The organism is Mycobacterium sp. 050134 (assembly GCF_036409085.1).
GTDB lineage: Bacteria > Actinomycetota > Actinomycetes > Mycobacteriales > Mycobacteriaceae > Mycobacterium.
In genome coordinates this window covers 1-16,191 of record NZ_JAZGLV010000026.1, presented here as the reverse complement: position 1 = coordinate 16,191, position 16,191 = coordinate 1, and the positions used below count along the sequence as shown (strand labels likewise).

Here is a 16,191-nt window from a genome sequence, read left to right as displayed (position 1 = left end):
TGGCATGGCCGATCAACCACCCGGATTGCGGGAACGCAAGAAGGCTGACACCCGGCGCGCACTCAGCGACGCCGCACTCCGGTTGGCGTTCGAACACGGGATGGAAAACGTCACGCGCGAGGACATCGCCAACGTGGCCGGGGTGTCGTTGCGCACCTTCAACAATTACTTCACCGGCAAGTACGAGGCGCTGGCCTACCGGCAGGCCGAGCGCATGCGCCGCAGCCTCGCCGCGCTGCGGGCGCGTCCGGCGGACGAACCGCTGTGGACGTCGATCACCCACGCCGCCCTCGAGCCACTACGACAGGACATGAGCGACGAAGACCTGATACCCAGCCGCCGAGAGCTTGTGGAAGCGCGCAAACTCCTGATGAACCCCCAGGTGCGTAAGGCGTTGCCGGAGCAGTTATTTGACGAATGGCTGGAGGTGATCGCGGAGCGCACCGGCACCGATCCGGAACGCGACCTGTATCCGCGGCTCGTCGTGGCGGTCGTGCGGGCCGTCGGCGACGCGGCGGCGGAAGCGTACGTGCGGGCCGACCCGCCCGTGGCGATCGCCGACCTGATTCGCGAGGGCTTCGCCGCGGTGAGCGTCGGCCTACCCGAGCCGGCCAAGAACCAGGAGGCATGTCATGGCTGACGAACACGCCAGCATCGTCATCTCCGGCGCCGGCCCCAACGGGTTGATGCTGGCATGCGAGCTGGCGCTGGCCGGCGTCCGGCCCGTGGTGCTCGACGCCCTGCCGGGCCCCAGCTCCGAACCCAAGGCCAACGGCCTTGTGGGGCAGGTGGTTCGGATGCTGGACATGCGGGGCCTGTATCGGGCGTTCACGGGCGACCCCGAACCGCCCCGACCGTCGTCCGGTTGGATCTTCGCGGGCATGACACTGGACTTCGCGTCCGTGCCCGACAACCCGATGTACGCGATGCTGTTGCCCCAGCCCCGGCTGGTGCGGCTGCTGGAAAAGCGGGCACGCGACCTGGGTGTCGACTTGCGCTGGGGCCACGAGCTCGTGGACTTGCGGCAGAACCCCGATTTCGTCGCCCTGACGGTGTCGTCGACGGAAGGGGCGTACCACATCGCGGCCGGTCACCTGGTGGGCGCCGACGGTGGCCGCAGCCCGGTCCGCAAGGCGGTGGGCATCGGCTTTCCCGGCACCACGTCGCCCCGGGTCGCCCGCATCGCGCACGTGTACATGCCCGAGGACATCCGCCGCGAGGACGGCAGCATCGATGTGCCGAGGTTCGGGCGAATCCCGTTTGGCCACAACCGGTTCGAGCGCGGCCTGGTGATCAACGCCGCGCTCGAGCCGGAACGAGCGATGTTCGGCACCATCGAGTCCGGCCCTCCCACGGAGGACCGGTCGATGAGCGTGGCCGAGCTGCACGAAAGCGTGCGGCGGGTGCTCGGCGTCGATGTCCCGTTCGAGGAGCCCAAAGGGCCGGGGCCGCATGCCCTGCGCCGGATGGACGACCTGAACACCCGCCACGCCGACCGCTACCGCGCCGGGCGGGTGTTGCTGCTCGGTGACGCCGCCCACGTGCACAGCCCGCTGGGTGGGCCCGGGTTGAACCTCGGCCTGCAGGACGCCGTAAACCTGGGCTGGAAGCTCGCCGCCCACACCACGGGCCAGGCGCCCGAGGGACTGCTCGACACCTACGAGTCCGAGCGCCGCCCCGTAGGCGAGCGCGTGATGATGCACTCGCTCGCCCAGACCGCGCTCGTGGCACCCGGCGCCGAGATCACCGCGCTGCGAACGCTGCTGGGCGAGCTGTTCACCATGCCCGCCGCCGCCGAGCACATGGCCGCGCTACTCGCCGGCTCCGACGTGCGGTACGACGTCGGTGACGATCACCGGCTGTCGGGATGGCCGGCTCCCGAGCTGACCCTGGCCGACGGCCGACGGCTCGCCGAACTGCTGCGCGACGCGCGTCCAGTCCTGCTCGACCTCGGCGCCGGCGTCGGGACCACGGCGCGGGGCTGGGCGGACCGGGTCGACGTCGTCACCGCGAGCGCCGCCGACCCGCCCGCCGCGGCGCTGCTGATCCGGCCCGACGGATACGTCGCCTGGGCGGCCGACGCCATCGGCCCGGAACAGAAAGCCGGCCTGCGAGCGGCGCTGCGACGCTGGTGGGGAGCCGAGGTGGGCGCGTAGCGCCGCAATCGGCCAGACTGGCCGGATGGCCCCCACCAGCCGCGACGAACCCGTACGTAGCGCGCAGAGGATCGTCGACGTGCTCACGGCGCAGGGTGTCGAGTACGTCTTCGGCGTGCCCGGCGCCAAGATCGACGCCGTCTACGACGCCCTGGCCGACTCTGGCCCGCAGCTGGTGGTGTGCCGCCACGAGCAGAACGCCGCATTCATGGCCGGGGCGGTCGGCCGCCTGACCGGCATCCCGGGCGTGGTGCTGGCGACGTCCGGGCCCGGCACCGCGAACCTGGCCACCGGCCTACTGACCGCCAACACCGAACAGGACCCCGTGGTCGCGCTGTGCGGGGCCGTGCGCCGCGAGGACCGGCTCAAGCGCACCCATCAGTCGATGGATGCGGCGGCCCTGCTCAGGACGGTCACCAAGTTCACCGGCGAGATCAACGATCCCGACAACGCCGCCGAGGCCACCGTGGGCGCCTTCCGCGCCGCGGCCGGCGAGCCGCGCGGGGCCGCCGCGGTGGTGCTGCCGGCCGACGTCCTCGCCGCCCCCACCACGGCGGGCATCACCGCCCGGCTGCCGATCCCCCCGCTGGCGTCCGCGCCCACGCCCGCAATCGCCAAGGCCGGAGAGCTGATTCGCGCCGCGCGCCGCCCCGCCCTGCTCGTCGGCATGCGGGGCGCCGACCGCGACAGCTGCCAGGCGCTGCGCTCCCTCGTCGCCGCCACCGGGCTGCCCGTGGTCGAGACCTTCCAGGCGGCCGGGGTCATCTCCCGCGCGCTGGAGGCCAACTTCCTGGGCCGGGTCGGCCTCTTTCGCAACCAGCCCGGCGACATCATCGTCAGCCAGGCCGACGTGCTGGTCACGATCGGCTACGACGCCGTCGAGTACGACCCGGAGTTGTGGAACAACGACGCCGAACGCACCGTCGTGCACATCGACTCGCTCCCGGCCGACGTCGACAACCACTACCAGCCGGCGCTGGAATTGCTCGGCAGCGTCGCCGCCACGCTCACGGGGTTGACCGACATCCTGATCGGGCTCACCCTCAGGGAGGACTACCAGAAAGAGATCGCCACGCAACGAAACGCGTTGGCGGACATGCTCGACACCGCGCGCAATCACCCGCCCGAGGGCCCCGGCCTCGATCCGGTGGCCGTCGTACTGCGGTTGCGCGACGCACTCGACGACACCGCCACCGTCGCATGCGACATCGGCTCGGTGTACATCTACATGGCACGCCACTTCCGCGTCTACGAACCCAGGAGGCTGCTGTTCTCCAACGGCCAACAGACCCTGGGCGTCGCGTTGCCCTGGGCGATGGCCGCCTGCCTGGTGCGTCCCGGCACCCCCGTAGTGTCCGTCTCCGGAGACGGCGGATTCCTGTTCTCCGCCCAGGAACTCGCAACGGCGACCCGGCTCGGCCTGACGTTCACACACGTGATCTTCCGCGACAACAGCTACGACATGGTCGGCTTCCAGGAGGTTCTCAAGTACGGCCGCAAGTCCGGCGTGCAACTCGCCGACTACGACATCGTCTCCTACGCCGCCGCTTTCGGCGCGCGGGGCTATCGCGTGCAGACCCTCGACGAATTCAGCGCGACCCTGCGAAAGGCGCTGGCCGAAGACGGGCCCTCGCTGATCGACGTCGCAGTAGACTACAGCCGCAACACCGACCTGGCCGCCCACCTGCACGACGACCCCTTCGAATGAGGATCATGGACACGCATCCGAACCCGTACGAACGCTTCCGGCATTGGGCCACTTCGCTTCTCCGCCACCACGACGGCGAAGAAGTGTTCCAGTTCTCGACGATCGGCGCTTTGCTTGGAGGCGTTTACGACGGCGACGTCACCGTCGCCGACATCCTGCGCCACGGCGACTTCGGGTTGGGCACCTTCAACCAGCTCGACGGCGAGATGGTGATCCTCGACGGCGTCTGCTACCGGTTGCGCGCCGACGGGAGCGCCGGGCGCGCCGCGCCGACCGACCGCACTCCGTTCGCGGCGGTCACGCGGTTTCACAGCGACTTTGAGATCGCCGTCGACACCCGCACCGACCGCGCCGCGGCGATGGCGGCGATCGACCGTCGAATCGAGAGCCCCAACCTGATTTACGTCGTCCGCATCACCGGACACTTCGCCGAGTTACGCACCCGCACGGTGATGGCGCAACAACAGCCCTATCCTCCCGTGATGCAGGCGATCCAGGAGCAGGCCGAGACCACCTTCACCGACGTGTCCGGCACGGCGGTCGGATTCCGCACCCCCGACTTCGACCAAGGCATTTCCGTGGCCGGTTACCACCTGCACTTCCTCAACGACGAGCGCACCGCCGGCGGCCACATCCTGGACTTCGCGCTCGATCGCGGCACCATCGCCATCAGCGGAGCCTCCCAATTGCACCTGAGCCTGCCGACCTCGGGCCCATTCCTAGGCGCCCAGTTGTCCCGCCCCGACCTGGCGGAACTGATCACCAAGGCCGAAGGCAGCAGCCGCGAACCGGATTCGAACTAGGTCCACGTCACCAGCGGATCTCCTCCCGGCACAGCGAATCCGGGAGCGACGCAGGCGAGCGCGCTTCCACCATTGCCGGCGGCGAATCGCGCAACCCCGTCATGAGGACATGATTAGCTCCGCGCCCCGGGCGTGGGCGGGCGAAATTTCATGGAGTGTTCAGGCACGCGTCGGTCCACCATCGTTGACTGCACATGCGCGCCGCGTGTCCTCACCAGTATGCGTGTAGTGCAGGTCGCCAACTTCTACGGCCCACGTTCCGGGGGGCTTCGCACGGCGGTGGACCGGCTCGGCGCCGAATACTGCGCCAACGGGCACGAGGTGTTCCTCATCGTCCCGGGTCAGCGCACCGAGCGCGCCTGCCTGTACAGCGGTGTGGTGCGAATCACGTTGCCCGCAAAGCTGATTCCGTTCACCGGCGGCTACCGGGCGGTGCTGCCCGGGCCGGTGAAGGCGCTGCTGGAAGCGCTGCAACCCGACGCACTGGAGGTGTCCGACCGGCTCACGCTGCGCTCGCTGGGGCGGTGGGGCCGCGAATACGGCGCAACCACAGTCATGATCTCCCACGAGCGACTGGATCGCCTTGTGGGCCAGGTGCTTCCGCGTCGGCCGGCGCAGAAGTTCGCCGATTTCGCCAACGCGCGCACGGCCGCCGATTACGACACCGTCGTGTGCACCACCGCCTTCGCGCGCGAGGAATTCGACCGCATCGGCGCCACCAACACCGTCACCGTGCCGCTGGGGGTCGACCTGCAGACCTTCCATCCCCGGCGGCACTCTCATCTGGTGCGGCGGCGCTGGGCCGCCCCGACGCAGATGCTGCTGGTGCACTGCGGCCGGCTGTCCGTCGAAAAGCGCGTCGATCGGAGCATCGACGCGCTGGGGGCGCTTTACCACGCCGGCGTCGACGCCCGGCTCGTCGTCGTGGGTGAAGGTCCGCTGCGGGCCAGGCTGGAGCGCCAGGCGGCGCGGCTCCCCATCGACTTCACCGGCTTCATCAACGACCGCCACACCGTGGCCGGCCTGCTCGCGTCGGCCGACGTCACGCTGGCGCCCGGCCCCCACGAGACGTTCGGGCTGGCCGCCCTCGAGTCACTCGCCTGCGGGACGCCCGCGGTGGTCTCGCGCACGTCGGCATTGAGCGAGATCGTCACCCCGGACAGCGGCGAGCTGGCCGACAACCACCCCGCCGCCATCGCGCACGCCGTCGGCGCCATTGTCAGCCGGCCCGAGTATCACCGTCGCTCCTCCGCGAGGCGCCGAGCCGAAGACTTCACCTGGCACCGGGCCGCGGCGGGGATGCTGGCCTCACTGGGCGCGCCGGGGGATCGGCCCGACGGCTCCGAACACACCGCGTAGAGCGGCGGCGGGTCAGCTGGGCTTGTTGGGGCTGTGCTTGCCGGGGCAGTAGTCCGCGGTGGCCGCGCCGATGAACGTCTCGGCCTGCGCCTGGCTCAGCTTGGCCGAACCCGTCAGCTGGTCGACCTCGTCCTTCTGGGTGTAGCCGGCGTCGAGGTCCTGGCACATCACGTGCGCCATGTTGACGGCATTCCCAAGGTGGATGCCGTGCGACTCGAGGTATTGGACGAAGTCCGAGTCCGTCGAGTCGGCGCGCGCCACGGTCGAGGGGGTCGCCATGGCCGCCAGTGCCACGCCAACGGCGAACGCTGCAAGTTTCTTGGTCATTTCGCTCATCACTCCCCGAAGCTCCACGTCAGCTCGGACCCAACACAAAGGTCCGAGGAATTACCCCCGGATGTGCGTAATACTTCCGTGCGAGCGGGTCGACGGTCAATAGCCCGCTCGGGGCATGCTCGTGGAAACCCAAAGCTGCACATGCCGTTAACGTTTAGTTCGGTTGGAGTTTAACTTTGTCTTAGGGAGGTTTCGGCGGTGGATGTTCGCGATCGGGTGCTGATCTCGGCCACTGAGTTGGCCGACCTCATCGACTTCGGCCGCCCGGTGACCATTCTCGACGTCCGCTGGCGGCTCGACGAGCCCGACGGGCGCGCCGCGTACCTGGAGGGCCACCTCCCGGGCGCGGTCTACGTGTCGCTCGAGGACGAACTCAGCGACCACACACTGACCGGCCGCGGCCGTCATCCGCTGCCCTCTGGGCGCAGCCTGGAGGCGGCGGCGCGCCGGTGGGGTGTCCGGCAGGGCGAGCTGGTGGTGGTCTACGACGACTGGAACAGGGCCGGGTCCGCCCGCGCCTGGTGGGTGCTGACGGCCGCTGGGCTCGAGAACGTGCGCATCCTGGACGGCGGCTTGCCCGCCTGGCGGTCGGCCGGACGGCGGCTCGACGACGGCCCGGTCAATCCGAAACCGGGCAACGTCGTTGTGCCACATGACGATCTGTACGCGGGGGGACGAGCGACGTTGACGGCTGCGCGGATTGACGCGGGCGGCGTGGCCTTGCTCGATGCCCGGGCGCCCGAACGCTTCCGGGGCGACGTCGAGCCCATGGACCCGGTGGCCGGGCACATCCCGGGTGCGCGGAACCTGCCGAGTGGCGCGGTGCTGGCCGGCGACGGCACATTCGTCGGCGACGGCGAGCTGGGGAAGCTGTTGTCCGAGCGCGGCATCGATCACGACGGCGAGGTGGGTGTCTATTGCGGGTCGGGCGTCACCGCGGCCGTCGCGATCGCGGCCCTTGCGGCCAGCGGCCGTGACGCCGCGCTGTATCCGGGATCATGGTCCGAGTGGTGCGCGGACGCGGGCCGACCGGTGAGTCGGGGCGCGGAATAGATCAGGAGCCGCCACGGCTGGAGCTGTGGTATTTCGGGCAGTACTCCGCGGTCGCGGCGCCGACGAAGAACTCCGCCTGGGCCTGACTCAGTTGGTGTTCCGTCAACTGCTTCACCTCGTCGGACTGGTTGTAACCCGCCTCGAGGTCCTGGCACATGGTGCGCGCCATGTTCCCGGTCTGGGATGCCGTACCGAGGTGGATCCCGTGCTCGGCCAGGTAGTTCGCGAAGTCCGCATCCTTGTCGTCGGCGTGGGCCATAGCCGCGGTCATGAACATTGCGGCCGCCAGCGCGCTGAACCCGTACGTGAAGAATCTCTCCGCCGATCTACCGGTCACCGCCGAAGTCTCACACCGGGTCGGTGCCGGCGACGAGGGCCGGAAGTAACACGCCGCAGAGCCCGAGGTCCCGACCGATCTCCCCGGGGTGCGACCGGATGCCGCCGATTGTTCTTCTTCGTGAGGTCTTTCCAGCTAGTCTCAGCGGCGGTAGAGGTGACCACCGAAGGAGCCGGTCGCATGCTCGAAGTCATCGACAAAGGACCCCGCACCGAATCCGACAGAACGCCGTTGCTCTTCGTGCACGGCGCCTGGCACGGCGCCTGGTGCTGGGACGAGCACTTCCTCGACTTCTTCGCCGGGCGGGGCTACCGGTCGGTCGCCGTAAGTCTTCGCGGCCACGGACGAAGCGCCGCACCGAAGCCGCTGCGGCTCTGTTCGATGGCCGATCTGGTCGAGGACGTCGCGTCGGTGGCCGACGGCCTGCCCCGGCGGCCCGTCGTCATCGGCCACTCCATGGGCGGCTTCGTCGTGCAGAAGTATCTGGAGTCCCACGACGCGCCGGCGGCCGTCTTGCTCGCGGCGGTCCCCCCGAGCGGCATCACTTTGTTCCTTGGCCGCAGATTTCGGATGCACCCCTGGCGCTTTGGCCTCGACCTGGCCCGGGGCAGATCGCAACGCAGCATCTGCGGCACGCCCGACCTGGCTCGCGAGGCATTCTTCTCGGGTGGGACACCCGAGGCCGACGTCGCCCGGTTCGCCACGTACTTCGGCGAGGAATATGTGGGCAGGCACGTGTTCGACATGCTCGTGTTCGACCTGCCCAAGCCACACCTCGTCACCGCCCCCGTGCTCGTCCTGGGAGCCGAGCACGACACCTGTTTCTCGGCGCGAGAGGTCCACAAGACCGCGGCCGCCTACCAGGCTGAGGCGGAAATCGTCCCGGACATGGGCCACGACATGATGCTCGAGCGGGGGTGGTCCGGGGTCGCCGAACGCATCCACGCGTGGCTGCAGGCGCGGGAGCCGGCCAGGAGCTAACCCGTGCTGCACGGCAGGCGTTTGATGCCATGAAAGAACGAGGAGCGCAACCGGTCCGGCGGCCCGGTGGCCGTCAGAGCCGGCACGTTCGGACACAGCTCCTCCAGCAGCACGCGCAGTTCGAGACGGGCCAGCTGCGCGCCGAGGCAGAAATGCACCCCCGCCGCCGGATGCGGCGTGGCCCGCGTCCGGGCGCGTGACGTCGAACCGTTCGGCGGCGTCGAACACCTCCTCGTCCCGGTTGGCCGACAGGTAGTGCATGAGCGCGAAAGTCCATCACCGGAGTTGCCCAGCGCAGCAATTCCTCCACGGCCGGCTTGATCGCGTCGGGCCGGCCTGCCAGTAAGGCCCGCTGGTCGGGATGGCCGGAAAGCGCGAGGATGCCGTGACTGAGCGTGTTGCGGGTGGTCTCGTTGCCGGCGATCGCCAGCAGCAGGAAGAACTCGTTGAGCTGATCGCGGTTGAGTTTCTCGCCGTCCACCTCGGCGGCCAGCAACGCCGACAGGATGTCGTCGGTGAGGCCGTGCTTGCGCCGGCATTCCACTAATTCGCCGCATTAGGCGAACATCTCGGCCGCGGCCTGGCCCAGCGCCTGCGGCGTGGGCGCGTAGTCGGGATCATCGATGCCCAGGCTTCCGATGGCGCTGCTCCACCGGAACACGTCCATGCGGTCCGCGGCGGGCACCCCGACATCTCGGCAGAAATCTCGGTGACGGAGTCGAAGTCGCGCTTGTCGGCGATGGTGGCGACGATGCCGCGGGCGACCTCACGCATCGACGGCTCGAGGCGCTGCACGGTGCGGACAGTGAAGCCCTGATTGATCAGCTTGCGGTAGTGCACGTGGCGGGGCGGGTCGATGCCGGGCAGCATCGCGGAATTGGATGTCGCCTCCACCTCCACGAGGGTGTTGCCCCTGCTGCTCGTGAAGGTCTCGGTGTCGCGGCTGACCGAGCGGACGTCGGCGTGCTTGGTCAACAGCCAGACCCTGGGGAGGCCCGGAAGGTGAAACCGGGTGCACCGGCGAGGTCACCCGCAGCCGGGTGAGCGCCTCGAACGGCGCGCCGCTGACGAAGGTGTCCGGGTCCAGCACCGCCGCGGCGTCGCGGTCGGCGCGGCTGGTCAGGTTCTCGGCGACAACGGATCCCACCAGCGTCGGCTTGGGAACGTTCATCGGTCCTCCGCTCATTCCTGCGCGAATGACTCGATGCCGGCGACGATCACCTGAAGTCCGGCCCGAAATCGTTTCATTCCTTGGCGTTTGCCATGTAGTGCCCCGGCCTTCCGACGTGATTCCTCGAGGCTCACCGAGCCCAGCAGGTAGGTGTACAGGACCGCATGCGCCGCGGCCACCTCGGACTTGGCGAGTCCCGCCTCGGCGATCAACGAGCGGCTGAGACGGTCGAGCCGACGCGCGGCCTCCGTCTCGCCGCTGGTCTGCAGGATGCCCGCCACACCCGGCACGCTCAGGATGACTTCCCTTGCCTCGCAATAGAGGTTCGTCAGCCGCGCGTCCCAGCGGCCACCGCGGGGCTCGGGAATGTCGTCCAGCACCGACGCGCCAAGTAGTTCGAGAGCCGCCCGCTTCCCCGGCACGTGGTAGTAGACCGAGGGCACCGCGGCGCCGAGTTCGGCCGCGAGCTCCCGCATCGTCACACCGTGCACGCCGACGCGGCTCGCCAGGTTGCGCAGGGCCGCCACCACTTCGGCGCCGTCCAGCTCACCGTAGGCGCGCCGCACTGCGGCCGGCACGGCGACTTGCCTGCTCGCTGCGGGCACGGGCACTCCCCATTTGTGAATTCGAGCGTTGTTCGAATCTACCTCCGGGCTATCGCGCGCCGACCGGCGGCCCCGCCCCGGTAGCATTGCCGCAATGACGGGCCGGCTCGACGGCAAGGTCGCCATCATCACCGGTGCGAGTACCGGCCTGGGGCCCGTACTCGGCGCGGTGTTCGCGCGGGAGGGCGCCAAAGTGCTGCTGGCCGCGCGGCGCGAGGAGCTGGTGCGCGAAGCGGCCCTCGCGGCCGGTCCGGACGCGATCGCGATGCGCGCCGACGTGACCGACGAGGCCGACGTCGCCGCCCTGGTGAGCCGCGCGGTCGACGAGTTCGGCCACGTCGACGTGTTGTGCAACAACGCCGCGGCGCCCGGCGAGGATCGCTGGATTTGGGAACAGAACCTGGCCAACTAGAACGCGACCCTCGCCATCGACGTCACCGCCGCCATGCTGTGCACCCGCGAGGTGCTCAACCGGTCGATGCTGCAGCGCCGCAGCGGTGTCATCCTCAACTTCTCGTCGACCGCCAGCTACGCCGGCATCGTCCGCAAGACGCACTACGTGACCGCCAAGGCCTCGCTTCGAGCGTTCACCAAGGCGGTCGCGCTGGAGGTCGGCCCGTACGGAATCCGTTGCAACTGCATCGTGCCCGGCGCCATCGATACCGAGCTGTGGCGCCGATGGGTGCAACGCAGCGCCGACGAACAGGGAGTCGACTTCGCAGCCCTGCGCGCGAGGCTTTTCAAGGGCGTTGCGCTGCAAGATATCTCGTCGGCGGAGGACGTCGCCAACCTGGCGCTGTTCCTGGCCGGCGACGAGAGCCGCACCATCACGGGACAATCCATCCCCGTCGACGCCGGAGGATATATGCAGGGATGAGCACCAATCGGGTCAAGACCGGCATCTTCAGCCTGACCGCAGCCGCACCGGCCGACGACGACGGCGGCTATCTGCGTTGGCACCTGCTCGACCACATGCCCGAGCGGTACCAGCTGCCCGGCATCGTGCACGGACCGCGCTGGATAGCCGACGGCGACTACCCCGGCCACCGCCTGGCGGCCGACGGGCCGCTCGGACAGGTCGGCAACGCGGTGGACTACCTGGTCGGCGACCCCGTCGAGCGGACGTTCGGTTCCAGCGCCGGATGGACCCATCTGCCCACGGGCTGGAGCACGGATCACCAGTACATCACCGTCGTCTACCTCGACGGCGACCCGCTTACCACGACCGGCGCGCTCGCCGCCCACGTCAAGGAGCGGTGGCGATCGGGCGCCGTGCGGCCCGTTTTCGCCGGGCCGCTGCGCAGCATGGTCAGCTGGGAGGCCCGGCCGTAAGTTCTCGATTTGATTCGTCGCCGGAGAAATGGCAACTTGCGGACACGAACACGACCTATAGTCCACGCGGCGTTCTACCAGAGGAGGTGTGATGACGAATTCGGGCCCTCGCCTGCCCCGTAGGCGGATCGTCCTCGCGGTGGCCGGTGTCGGGGTGGTGCTCGTCGGGGGCTGCTCGGGCAACGGCGGCAACCCGACGTCCGCTCCCAGCTCGACCACGGCCTCGGTGACCGCAACCGTCATGATGGACGGGAACAAGCACACGATGATCGTGCCGGTGAAGTGCACCAGTGCGGCGGCGCAACCCAACGCGACGCCGGCGGAGTCGGGGGACCTCACCACCCGCATCGAAGTCCAGGACGAGTCGGCGTCGGTGTCGATGGCGATCTCGGACGAGAAGCCGCCGAGCGTGGACGGCTTCGGAATTTCGCTCAAGGTCAGCTCCGGGGAATACCGGCTGCCCTATCAGGCGCCCCAGTCGGCGACCCAGGTGCAGGCCACCAAGGACGGCAAGAGTTATACGGTGACCGGGACGGGCCAGGGCGTCTCGCCCAATCAAGGTGACGTGCACGCGGTGACGTTCGGCATCCATGTGAACTGCCCCTGAAAGCCGCTGCCGCCCGGCGGATTACTCGCCACACTTCCCCCCGCGAGAGGGCCGGCTTTTTGCCCGCCTCATAGCGACAACGTCGGGCGCGCGGGTACCCACGCCACCGGTTGTCGCTTCGAGGCGGGCAGATGAGACAGACCGGAAAATTTGTGAAGCAGCGGCACCCACCCGTCCGTTGTCCGATTGCGGCCCCGTCTGCGATGCTGACGGCTTGGACATCTTCGCGGAATGGCAGAGCGGCGGCACCGAACTTCGCTGGCGGTCGACGACTTCCGCCAACGAAAGTCGCGAGGTGGCGGTGTTCAGCCGCCGCTGCGGCACCCCCGGGGCGCCCGCCCTCGTGCTGGTGCACGGCTTCCCGACATCGAGCATCGACTACTTCGCGCTGGCCAAGGAGTTGCATCCCGAATTCGACATCTACGTGCTCGACTTCCCCGGCTATGGGCTGTCCGACAAACCGCCCGAGCCATACGTGTACTCGCTCTACGACGACGCCCGCCTGCTCGTCCACGCCATCACCCAGGTGTGGAAGCTCGGCGATTTCCGCATGCTCACCCACGACCGCGGCAGCAGCGTCGGCATGGTCACCCTCGGCATGCTGGCCGCGCTGGACCCGCCCGCCGCCCCGCTCGACCTGATCCTGACCAACGGCAACGTCTACCTTCCGCTGTCGAATCTCACCGCGTTCCAGGCCGCGCTGCTAGACCCGGCGACTGCGCGGCCCACCGCGGCGGCGACCACACCGGAGATGCTGGCGGCCGGCATGGGCGCCAGCACCTTCATGCCGCGCCGCACGCTGGACGATCCGGAGATTGCGGCGCTGGCACAGTGTTTCGCGCACAACGACGGGGTCCGCGTGCTGCCCGACACCATCCAGTACCTCCACGAGCGGGCCGCCGACGAAACCAGTTGGCTCGAGGCGCTTTCCGCAAGCCCCGTCAACACCACCGTGGTCTGGGGGCTGCACGACAACGTCGCGCCCCTGCGCGTGCCCAATCACGTGTGGCAGACATACCTGAAGAACAAGCCTGGACGCAACCGGTACTGGGTGGTGCCCGGCGCCGACCACTACCTACAGTGCGACGCCCCCGGCCAATTGGCCGAGATCGTGCGCCTCACGGCCCAGGGCGACGACGTCGCGCTGCAAACGCTGGGCAACCGTCCCGACGGCGCGGTCCTGGTCGACATCAGCGCTCCCTAGCGCCCGCAGTCAGGCTGCGTCGAGTTGCCGGGTGGAGAGCGCCAATTCGGACGCGTCAACCCGACGTTGGACGCGAACTCGCCAGGCGCGCGGCTTAGTCTGCCGGGGTGACACCGAACCCCCTCGAAGAACTCAGGCTGAGCCAGCTGCGCCTCCGCACCAGCATGAAGTGGCGCGCGCACCCGGCCGACGTCCTGCCGTTGTGGGTGGCCGAGATGGACGTGCCGGTGCCGCCGACGGTGGCCGAGGTGCTGCGCCGGGCGATCGACCGCGGCGACACGGGTTATCCCTGCGGCACCGCACTCGCCGAGGCCGTCAGCGAATTCGCCGCTCGCCGCTGGCAGTGGCAGGACCTGGACATCGACCGCACCGCGGTCGTCCCGGACGTGATGCTCGGCGTCGTCGAAACGCTGCGCCTGGTCACCGACCGCGGCGACGCCGTCGTCGTCAACCCGCCGGTCTACGCACCGTTCTACGCGTTCGTGTCGCACGACGGCCGGCGCCTGATCGAGGCACCGCTCGGGTCGGCCGGCCGCATCGACCTCGGCGCCCTGGAGGAGGCGTTCACGCGCGCCCGCGCCGCGGCTGGCAAGGTCGCCTACCTGCTGTGCAATCCGCACAACCCGACGGGCTGCGTGCACACCCTCGAGGAGCTGCGTGGGGTAGCCGAGCTGGCGCGGCGATTCGGCGTCCGGGTGGTCTCGGACGAGATCCACGCGCCGGTCATTCTGTCCGGGGCGCGGTTCGTCCCCTACCTGACCGTTCCCGGCGGCGAAGACGCGTTCGCCCTGACGTCGGCGTCCAAGGCGTGGAATCTCTCCGGCGTCAAGGCGGCCCTGGCCATCGCGGGTCCCGAGGCGGCGGCGGACCTGGCCCGCCTGCCCGAGGAGGTCAGCCACGGCCCGAGCCACCTGGGCGTCATCGCGCACGCCGAAGCCTTCAGGAGCGGCGCAAGGTGGCTCGACGCGCTGCTGAGCGGCCTCGACGAGAATCGAACGCTGCTGACCGAACTTGTCGCCGAGCACCTGCCCGAAGTGAAACTGCAACGGCCGCAGGGCACCTATCTCGCGTGGTTGGACTGCCGGCTGCTTGGCATCGGGGAGGAAGCCCACACCGACGAGCTCGCGGTGGTGGCCGATCTCTCCGGACCCGCCCGCTGGTTTCTCGACAACGCCCGCGTCGCGCTCAGTTCCGGCCATGTGTTCGGAACGGGTGGGGCCGGCCACGTGCGGCTGAACTTCGCGACTTCGAAAGCCATTCTGACCGAGGCCGTATCCCGCATGGGCCGGGCCCTCGCCGACGCGCGCTAGGCCAAAACCACTCGAAATCGCATGTTTTCATGTCCCTGACTTGCGGCCCCCTGCGAGCCCGCCGGATGCGCTGAAACTGCCCCTAGACGAAATCGCGACGGGGAGAGAGGCTTACCCGGTGCCCGCTCACCTGAGGAGCTGAATATGGATGTGCTGCGAACCCCAGACTCCCGATTCGAAAACCTCGAGGGATACCCGTTCGTAGGGCACTACCTGAGCGTGGCGGCCGGCGACGGCCAGCCGTTGCGCATGCACTACCTCGACGAGGGCCCGGAAGACGGGCCGCCCATCGTGCTCCTGCACGGCGAGCCCACGTGGAGCTATCTGTACCGCACGATGATCCCGCCGCTGGCCGACGCCGGCAATCGGGTGCTCGCCCCCGACCTCATCGGCTTCGGCCGCTCGGACAAGCCCACCCGGCCCGAGGATTACACGTACCTGCGGCACGTCCAGTGGGTCACGTCGTGGTTCGAGCGCCTCAACCTGACGGACGTCACCTTGTTCGTGCAGGACTGGGGGGCGTTGATCGGGCTGCGGATCGCCGCCGAACAGGGCGATCGCATCGCGCGCCTGGTGGTGGCCAACGGCTTCCTGCCCACCGCACGGCGGCCCACTCCGCCGGCCTTCTACCTCTGGCGTGCCTTCGCCCGCTACTCCCCCGTGCTGCCGACAGGCCGCATCGTCGCCACGGCCACTGTGCGCAGGGTCCCGCCCAAGGTGCGGGCCGGCTATGACGCGCCGTTTCCGGACAAGAGGTACCAGGCCGGGGCTCGCGCGTTCCCACAGTTGGTGCCCACCTCGCCGCACGATCCGGCAATTCCTGCCAATCGAGCGGCGTGGGATGCACTGGGCCGCTGGGAGAAGCCGCTCCTGGCTATCTTCGGTTCTCGCGACCCGATCCTCGGCCGCGCGGACCGCCCCCTGATCAAGCACGTTCCCGGCGCGGCCGGCCAACCGCACGCCCGGATCAACGCCGGCCACTTCATCCAGGAGGACAGCGGTCCCGAACTCGCCGACCGCATCGTTTCCTGGCAGCAGGCGATTCGCTGACGGCGGTCACCGCGTGCTCAGCAGCCGGGCCACTCCGCACACGACCGTGTGCGGCCCTGTCCATCATGTGGACTCACAAACCACTCACACAGCGTTGATCGCTTGTTGGCGCTCTCGCCCGTGTGAGGCGTTTCCGCAATGGGCGTTTTGCGAGAGAGCCGATGGGCTCGCGCTACTTA

General features: G+C 69.1%; 17 protein-coding genes and 1 pseudogene. 13 read left to right on the top strand and 5 right to left on the bottom strand.

The window, feature by feature from the left end; all coding sequences use genetic code 11:
- Window positions 1-4 precede the first annotated feature (4 nt).
- The 5 genes from SKC42_RS23800 to SKC42_RS23780 all read left to right on the top strand — a co-directional run bounded on the left by SKC42_RS23800 (window position 5) and on the right by SKC42_RS23780 (window position 6,026).
- Window positions 5-640: a TetR/AcrR family transcriptional regulator gene (locus SKC42_RS23800; RefSeq protein WP_330966697.1), complete on the top strand. Its 636-nt coding sequence runs from the start codon at window positions 5-7 to the stop codon at window positions 638-640.
- Window positions 633-2,156 (top strand): FAD-dependent monooxygenase, encoded by a 1,524-nt coding sequence (locus SKC42_RS23795; RefSeq protein WP_330966696.1) that lies wholly within the window; start codon window positions 633-635, stop codon window positions 2,154-2,156. Before SKC42_RS23800 ends, SKC42_RS23795 begins: the two co-directional genes overlap by 8 nt.
- A 25-nt stretch (window positions 2,157-2,181) precedes the next feature.
- A complete protein-coding gene (gene alsS, locus SKC42_RS23790; RefSeq protein ID WP_330966695.1) occupies window positions 2,182-3,864 on the top strand; it encodes an acetolactate synthase AlsS in 1,683 nt (560 codons plus the stop codon).
- Between the two features lie 5 nt (window positions 3,865-3,869).
- Window positions 3,870-4,667, top strand: coding sequence for an acetolactate decarboxylase (budA, locus tag SKC42_RS23785; RefSeq protein ID WP_330966694.1), 798 nt, complete (start codon window positions 3,870-3,872; stop codon window positions 4,665-4,667).
- Between the two features lie 219 nt (window positions 4,668-4,886).
- Window positions 4,887-6,026, top strand: a complete 1,140-nt coding sequence (locus SKC42_RS23780; RefSeq protein ID WP_330966693.1) for a glycosyltransferase — start codon at window positions 4,887-4,889, stop codon at window positions 6,024-6,026.
- A 12-nt stretch (window positions 6,027-6,038) separates the two neighbouring features.
- Here the strand turns inward: SKC42_RS23780 and SKC42_RS23775 are convergent, their stop codons facing one another.
- Window positions 6,039-6,353 carry a DUF732 domain-containing protein gene (locus tag SKC42_RS23775; RefSeq protein ID WP_330966692.1) on the bottom strand — a complete coding sequence of 105 codons (315 nt, stop codon included), beginning with the start codon at window positions 6,351-6,353 and terminating at the stop codon, window positions 6,039-6,041.
- 207 nt (window positions 6,354-6,560) lie between these two features.
- On the opposite strand from SKC42_RS23775, the gene SKC42_RS23770 reads away from it, so the two are divergent.
- Window positions 6,561-7,415, top strand: coding sequence for a sulfurtransferase (locus SKC42_RS23770; protein WP_330966691.1), 855 nt, complete (start codon window positions 6,561-6,563; stop codon window positions 7,413-7,415).
- Window position 7,416: 1 nt separating this feature from the next.
- On the opposite strand, the gene SKC42_RS23765 is transcribed toward SKC42_RS23770, so the two are convergent.
- Window positions 7,417-7,752: a DUF732 domain-containing protein gene (locus SKC42_RS23765; protein ID WP_330966690.1), complete on the bottom strand. Its 336-nt coding sequence runs from the start codon at window positions 7,750-7,752 to the stop codon at window positions 7,417-7,419.
- A gap of 180 nt (window positions 7,753-7,932) precedes the next feature.
- Here SKC42_RS23765 and SKC42_RS23760 point away from each other — a divergent pair, with 180 nt between their 5' ends.
- Complete coding sequence (locus SKC42_RS23760) at window positions 7,933-8,733, top strand: alpha/beta hydrolase (protein ID WP_330966689.1); 801 nt, start codon at window positions 7,933-7,935, stop codon at window positions 8,731-8,733.
- Between the two features lie 73 nt (window positions 8,734-8,806).
- Here the strand turns inward: SKC42_RS23760 and SKC42_RS23755 are convergent, their stop codons facing one another.
- The 3 genes from SKC42_RS23755 to SKC42_RS23745 form a co-directional block, all read right to left on the bottom strand.
- Window positions 8,807-9,277: a hypothetical protein gene (locus SKC42_RS23755; protein ID WP_330966688.1), complete on the bottom strand. Its 471-nt coding sequence runs from the start codon at window positions 9,275-9,277 to the stop codon at window positions 8,807-8,809.
- On the bottom strand, window positions 9,277-9,708 hold the full coding sequence (locus SKC42_RS23750; protein ID WP_330966687.1) for a hypothetical protein: 432 nt from the start codon (window positions 9,706-9,708) through the stop codon (window positions 9,277-9,279). The genes SKC42_RS23755 and SKC42_RS23750 overlap by 1 nt, the downstream gene beginning before the upstream one ends.
- A 207-nt stretch (window positions 9,709-9,915) precedes the next feature.
- Window positions 9,916-10,509, bottom strand: a complete 594-nt coding sequence (locus SKC42_RS23745; RefSeq protein ID WP_330966686.1) for a TetR family transcriptional regulator — start codon at window positions 10,507-10,509, stop codon at window positions 9,916-9,918.
- Window positions 10,510-10,603: 94 nt separating this feature from the next.
- Here SKC42_RS23745 and SKC42_RS23740 point away from each other — a divergent pair.
- From SKC42_RS23740 to SKC42_RS23715, 6 genes and pseudogenes are all read left to right on the top strand, one after another.
- Window positions 10,604-11,386: pseudogene (locus SKC42_RS23740) on the top strand (SDR family NAD(P)-dependent oxidoreductase).
- Window positions 11,383-11,841: a hypothetical protein gene (locus SKC42_RS23735; protein ID WP_330966685.1), complete on the top strand. Its 459-nt coding sequence runs from the start codon at window positions 11,383-11,385 to the stop codon at window positions 11,839-11,841. The pseudogene SKC42_RS23740 and the gene SKC42_RS23735 overlap by 4 nt, the downstream one beginning before the upstream one ends.
- A gap of 91 nt (window positions 11,842-11,932) precedes the next feature.
- Window positions 11,933-12,448 carry a lipoprotein LpqH gene (locus SKC42_RS23730; RefSeq protein WP_330966684.1) on the top strand — a complete coding sequence of 172 codons (516 nt, stop codon included), beginning with the start codon at window positions 11,933-11,935 and terminating at the stop codon, window positions 12,446-12,448.
- 214 nt (window positions 12,449-12,662) lie between these two features.
- Entirely contained in the window at window positions 12,663-13,652 is a 990-nt protein-coding gene (locus SKC42_RS23725; RefSeq protein WP_330966683.1) for an alpha/beta fold hydrolase, read from the top strand.
- 107 nt (window positions 13,653-13,759) lie between these two features.
- The gene (locus SKC42_RS23720) at window positions 13,760-14,962 is read left to right on the top strand and encodes a MalY/PatB family protein (protein ID WP_330966682.1); all 1,203 of its coding nucleotides are present in this window, start codon (window positions 13,760-13,762) and stop codon (window positions 14,960-14,962) included.
- Window positions 14,963-15,106: 144 nt separating this feature from the next.
- Entirely contained in the window at window positions 15,107-16,012 is a 906-nt protein-coding gene (locus tag SKC42_RS23715) for a haloalkane dehalogenase (RefSeq protein WP_330966681.1), read from the top strand.
- Window positions 16,013-16,191 lie beyond the last annotated feature (179 nt).

Coding starts and splice junctions, on each gene's coding strand:
- SKC42_RS23800 (WP_330966697.1), top strand. CDS start 5: ATGGCCGATCAACCACCCGGATTGCGGGAACGCAAGAAGGCTGACACC.
- SKC42_RS23795 (WP_330966696.1), top strand. CDS start 633: ATGGCTGACGAACACGCCAGCATCGTCATCTCCGGCGCCGGCCCCAAC.
- alsS (WP_330966695.1), top strand. CDS start 2,182: ATGGCCCCCACCAGCCGCGACGAACCCGTACGTAGCGCGCAGAGGATC.
- budA (WP_330966694.1), top strand. CDS start 3,870: ATGGACACGCATCCGAACCCGTACGAACGCTTCCGGCATTGGGCCACT.
- SKC42_RS23780 (WP_330966693.1), top strand. CDS start 4,887: ATGCGTGTAGTGCAGGTCGCCAACTTCTACGGCCCACGTTCCGGGGGG.
- SKC42_RS23775 (WP_330966692.1), bottom strand. CDS start 6,353: ATGACCAAGAAACTTGCAGCGTTCGCCGTTGGCGTGGCACTGGCGGCC.
- SKC42_RS23760 (WP_330966689.1), top strand. CDS start 7,933: ATGCTCGAAGTCATCGACAAAGGACCCCGCACCGAATCCGACAGAACG.
- SKC42_RS23735 (WP_330966685.1), top strand. CDS start 11,383: ATGAGCACCAATCGGGTCAAGACCGGCATCTTCAGCCTGACCGCAGCC.
- SKC42_RS23730 (WP_330966684.1), top strand. CDS start 11,933: ATGACGAATTCGGGCCCTCGCCTGCCCCGTAGGCGGATCGTCCTCGCG.
- SKC42_RS23715 (WP_330966681.1), top strand. CDS start 15,107: ATGGATGTGCTGCGAACCCCAGACTCCCGATTCGAAAACCTCGAGGGA.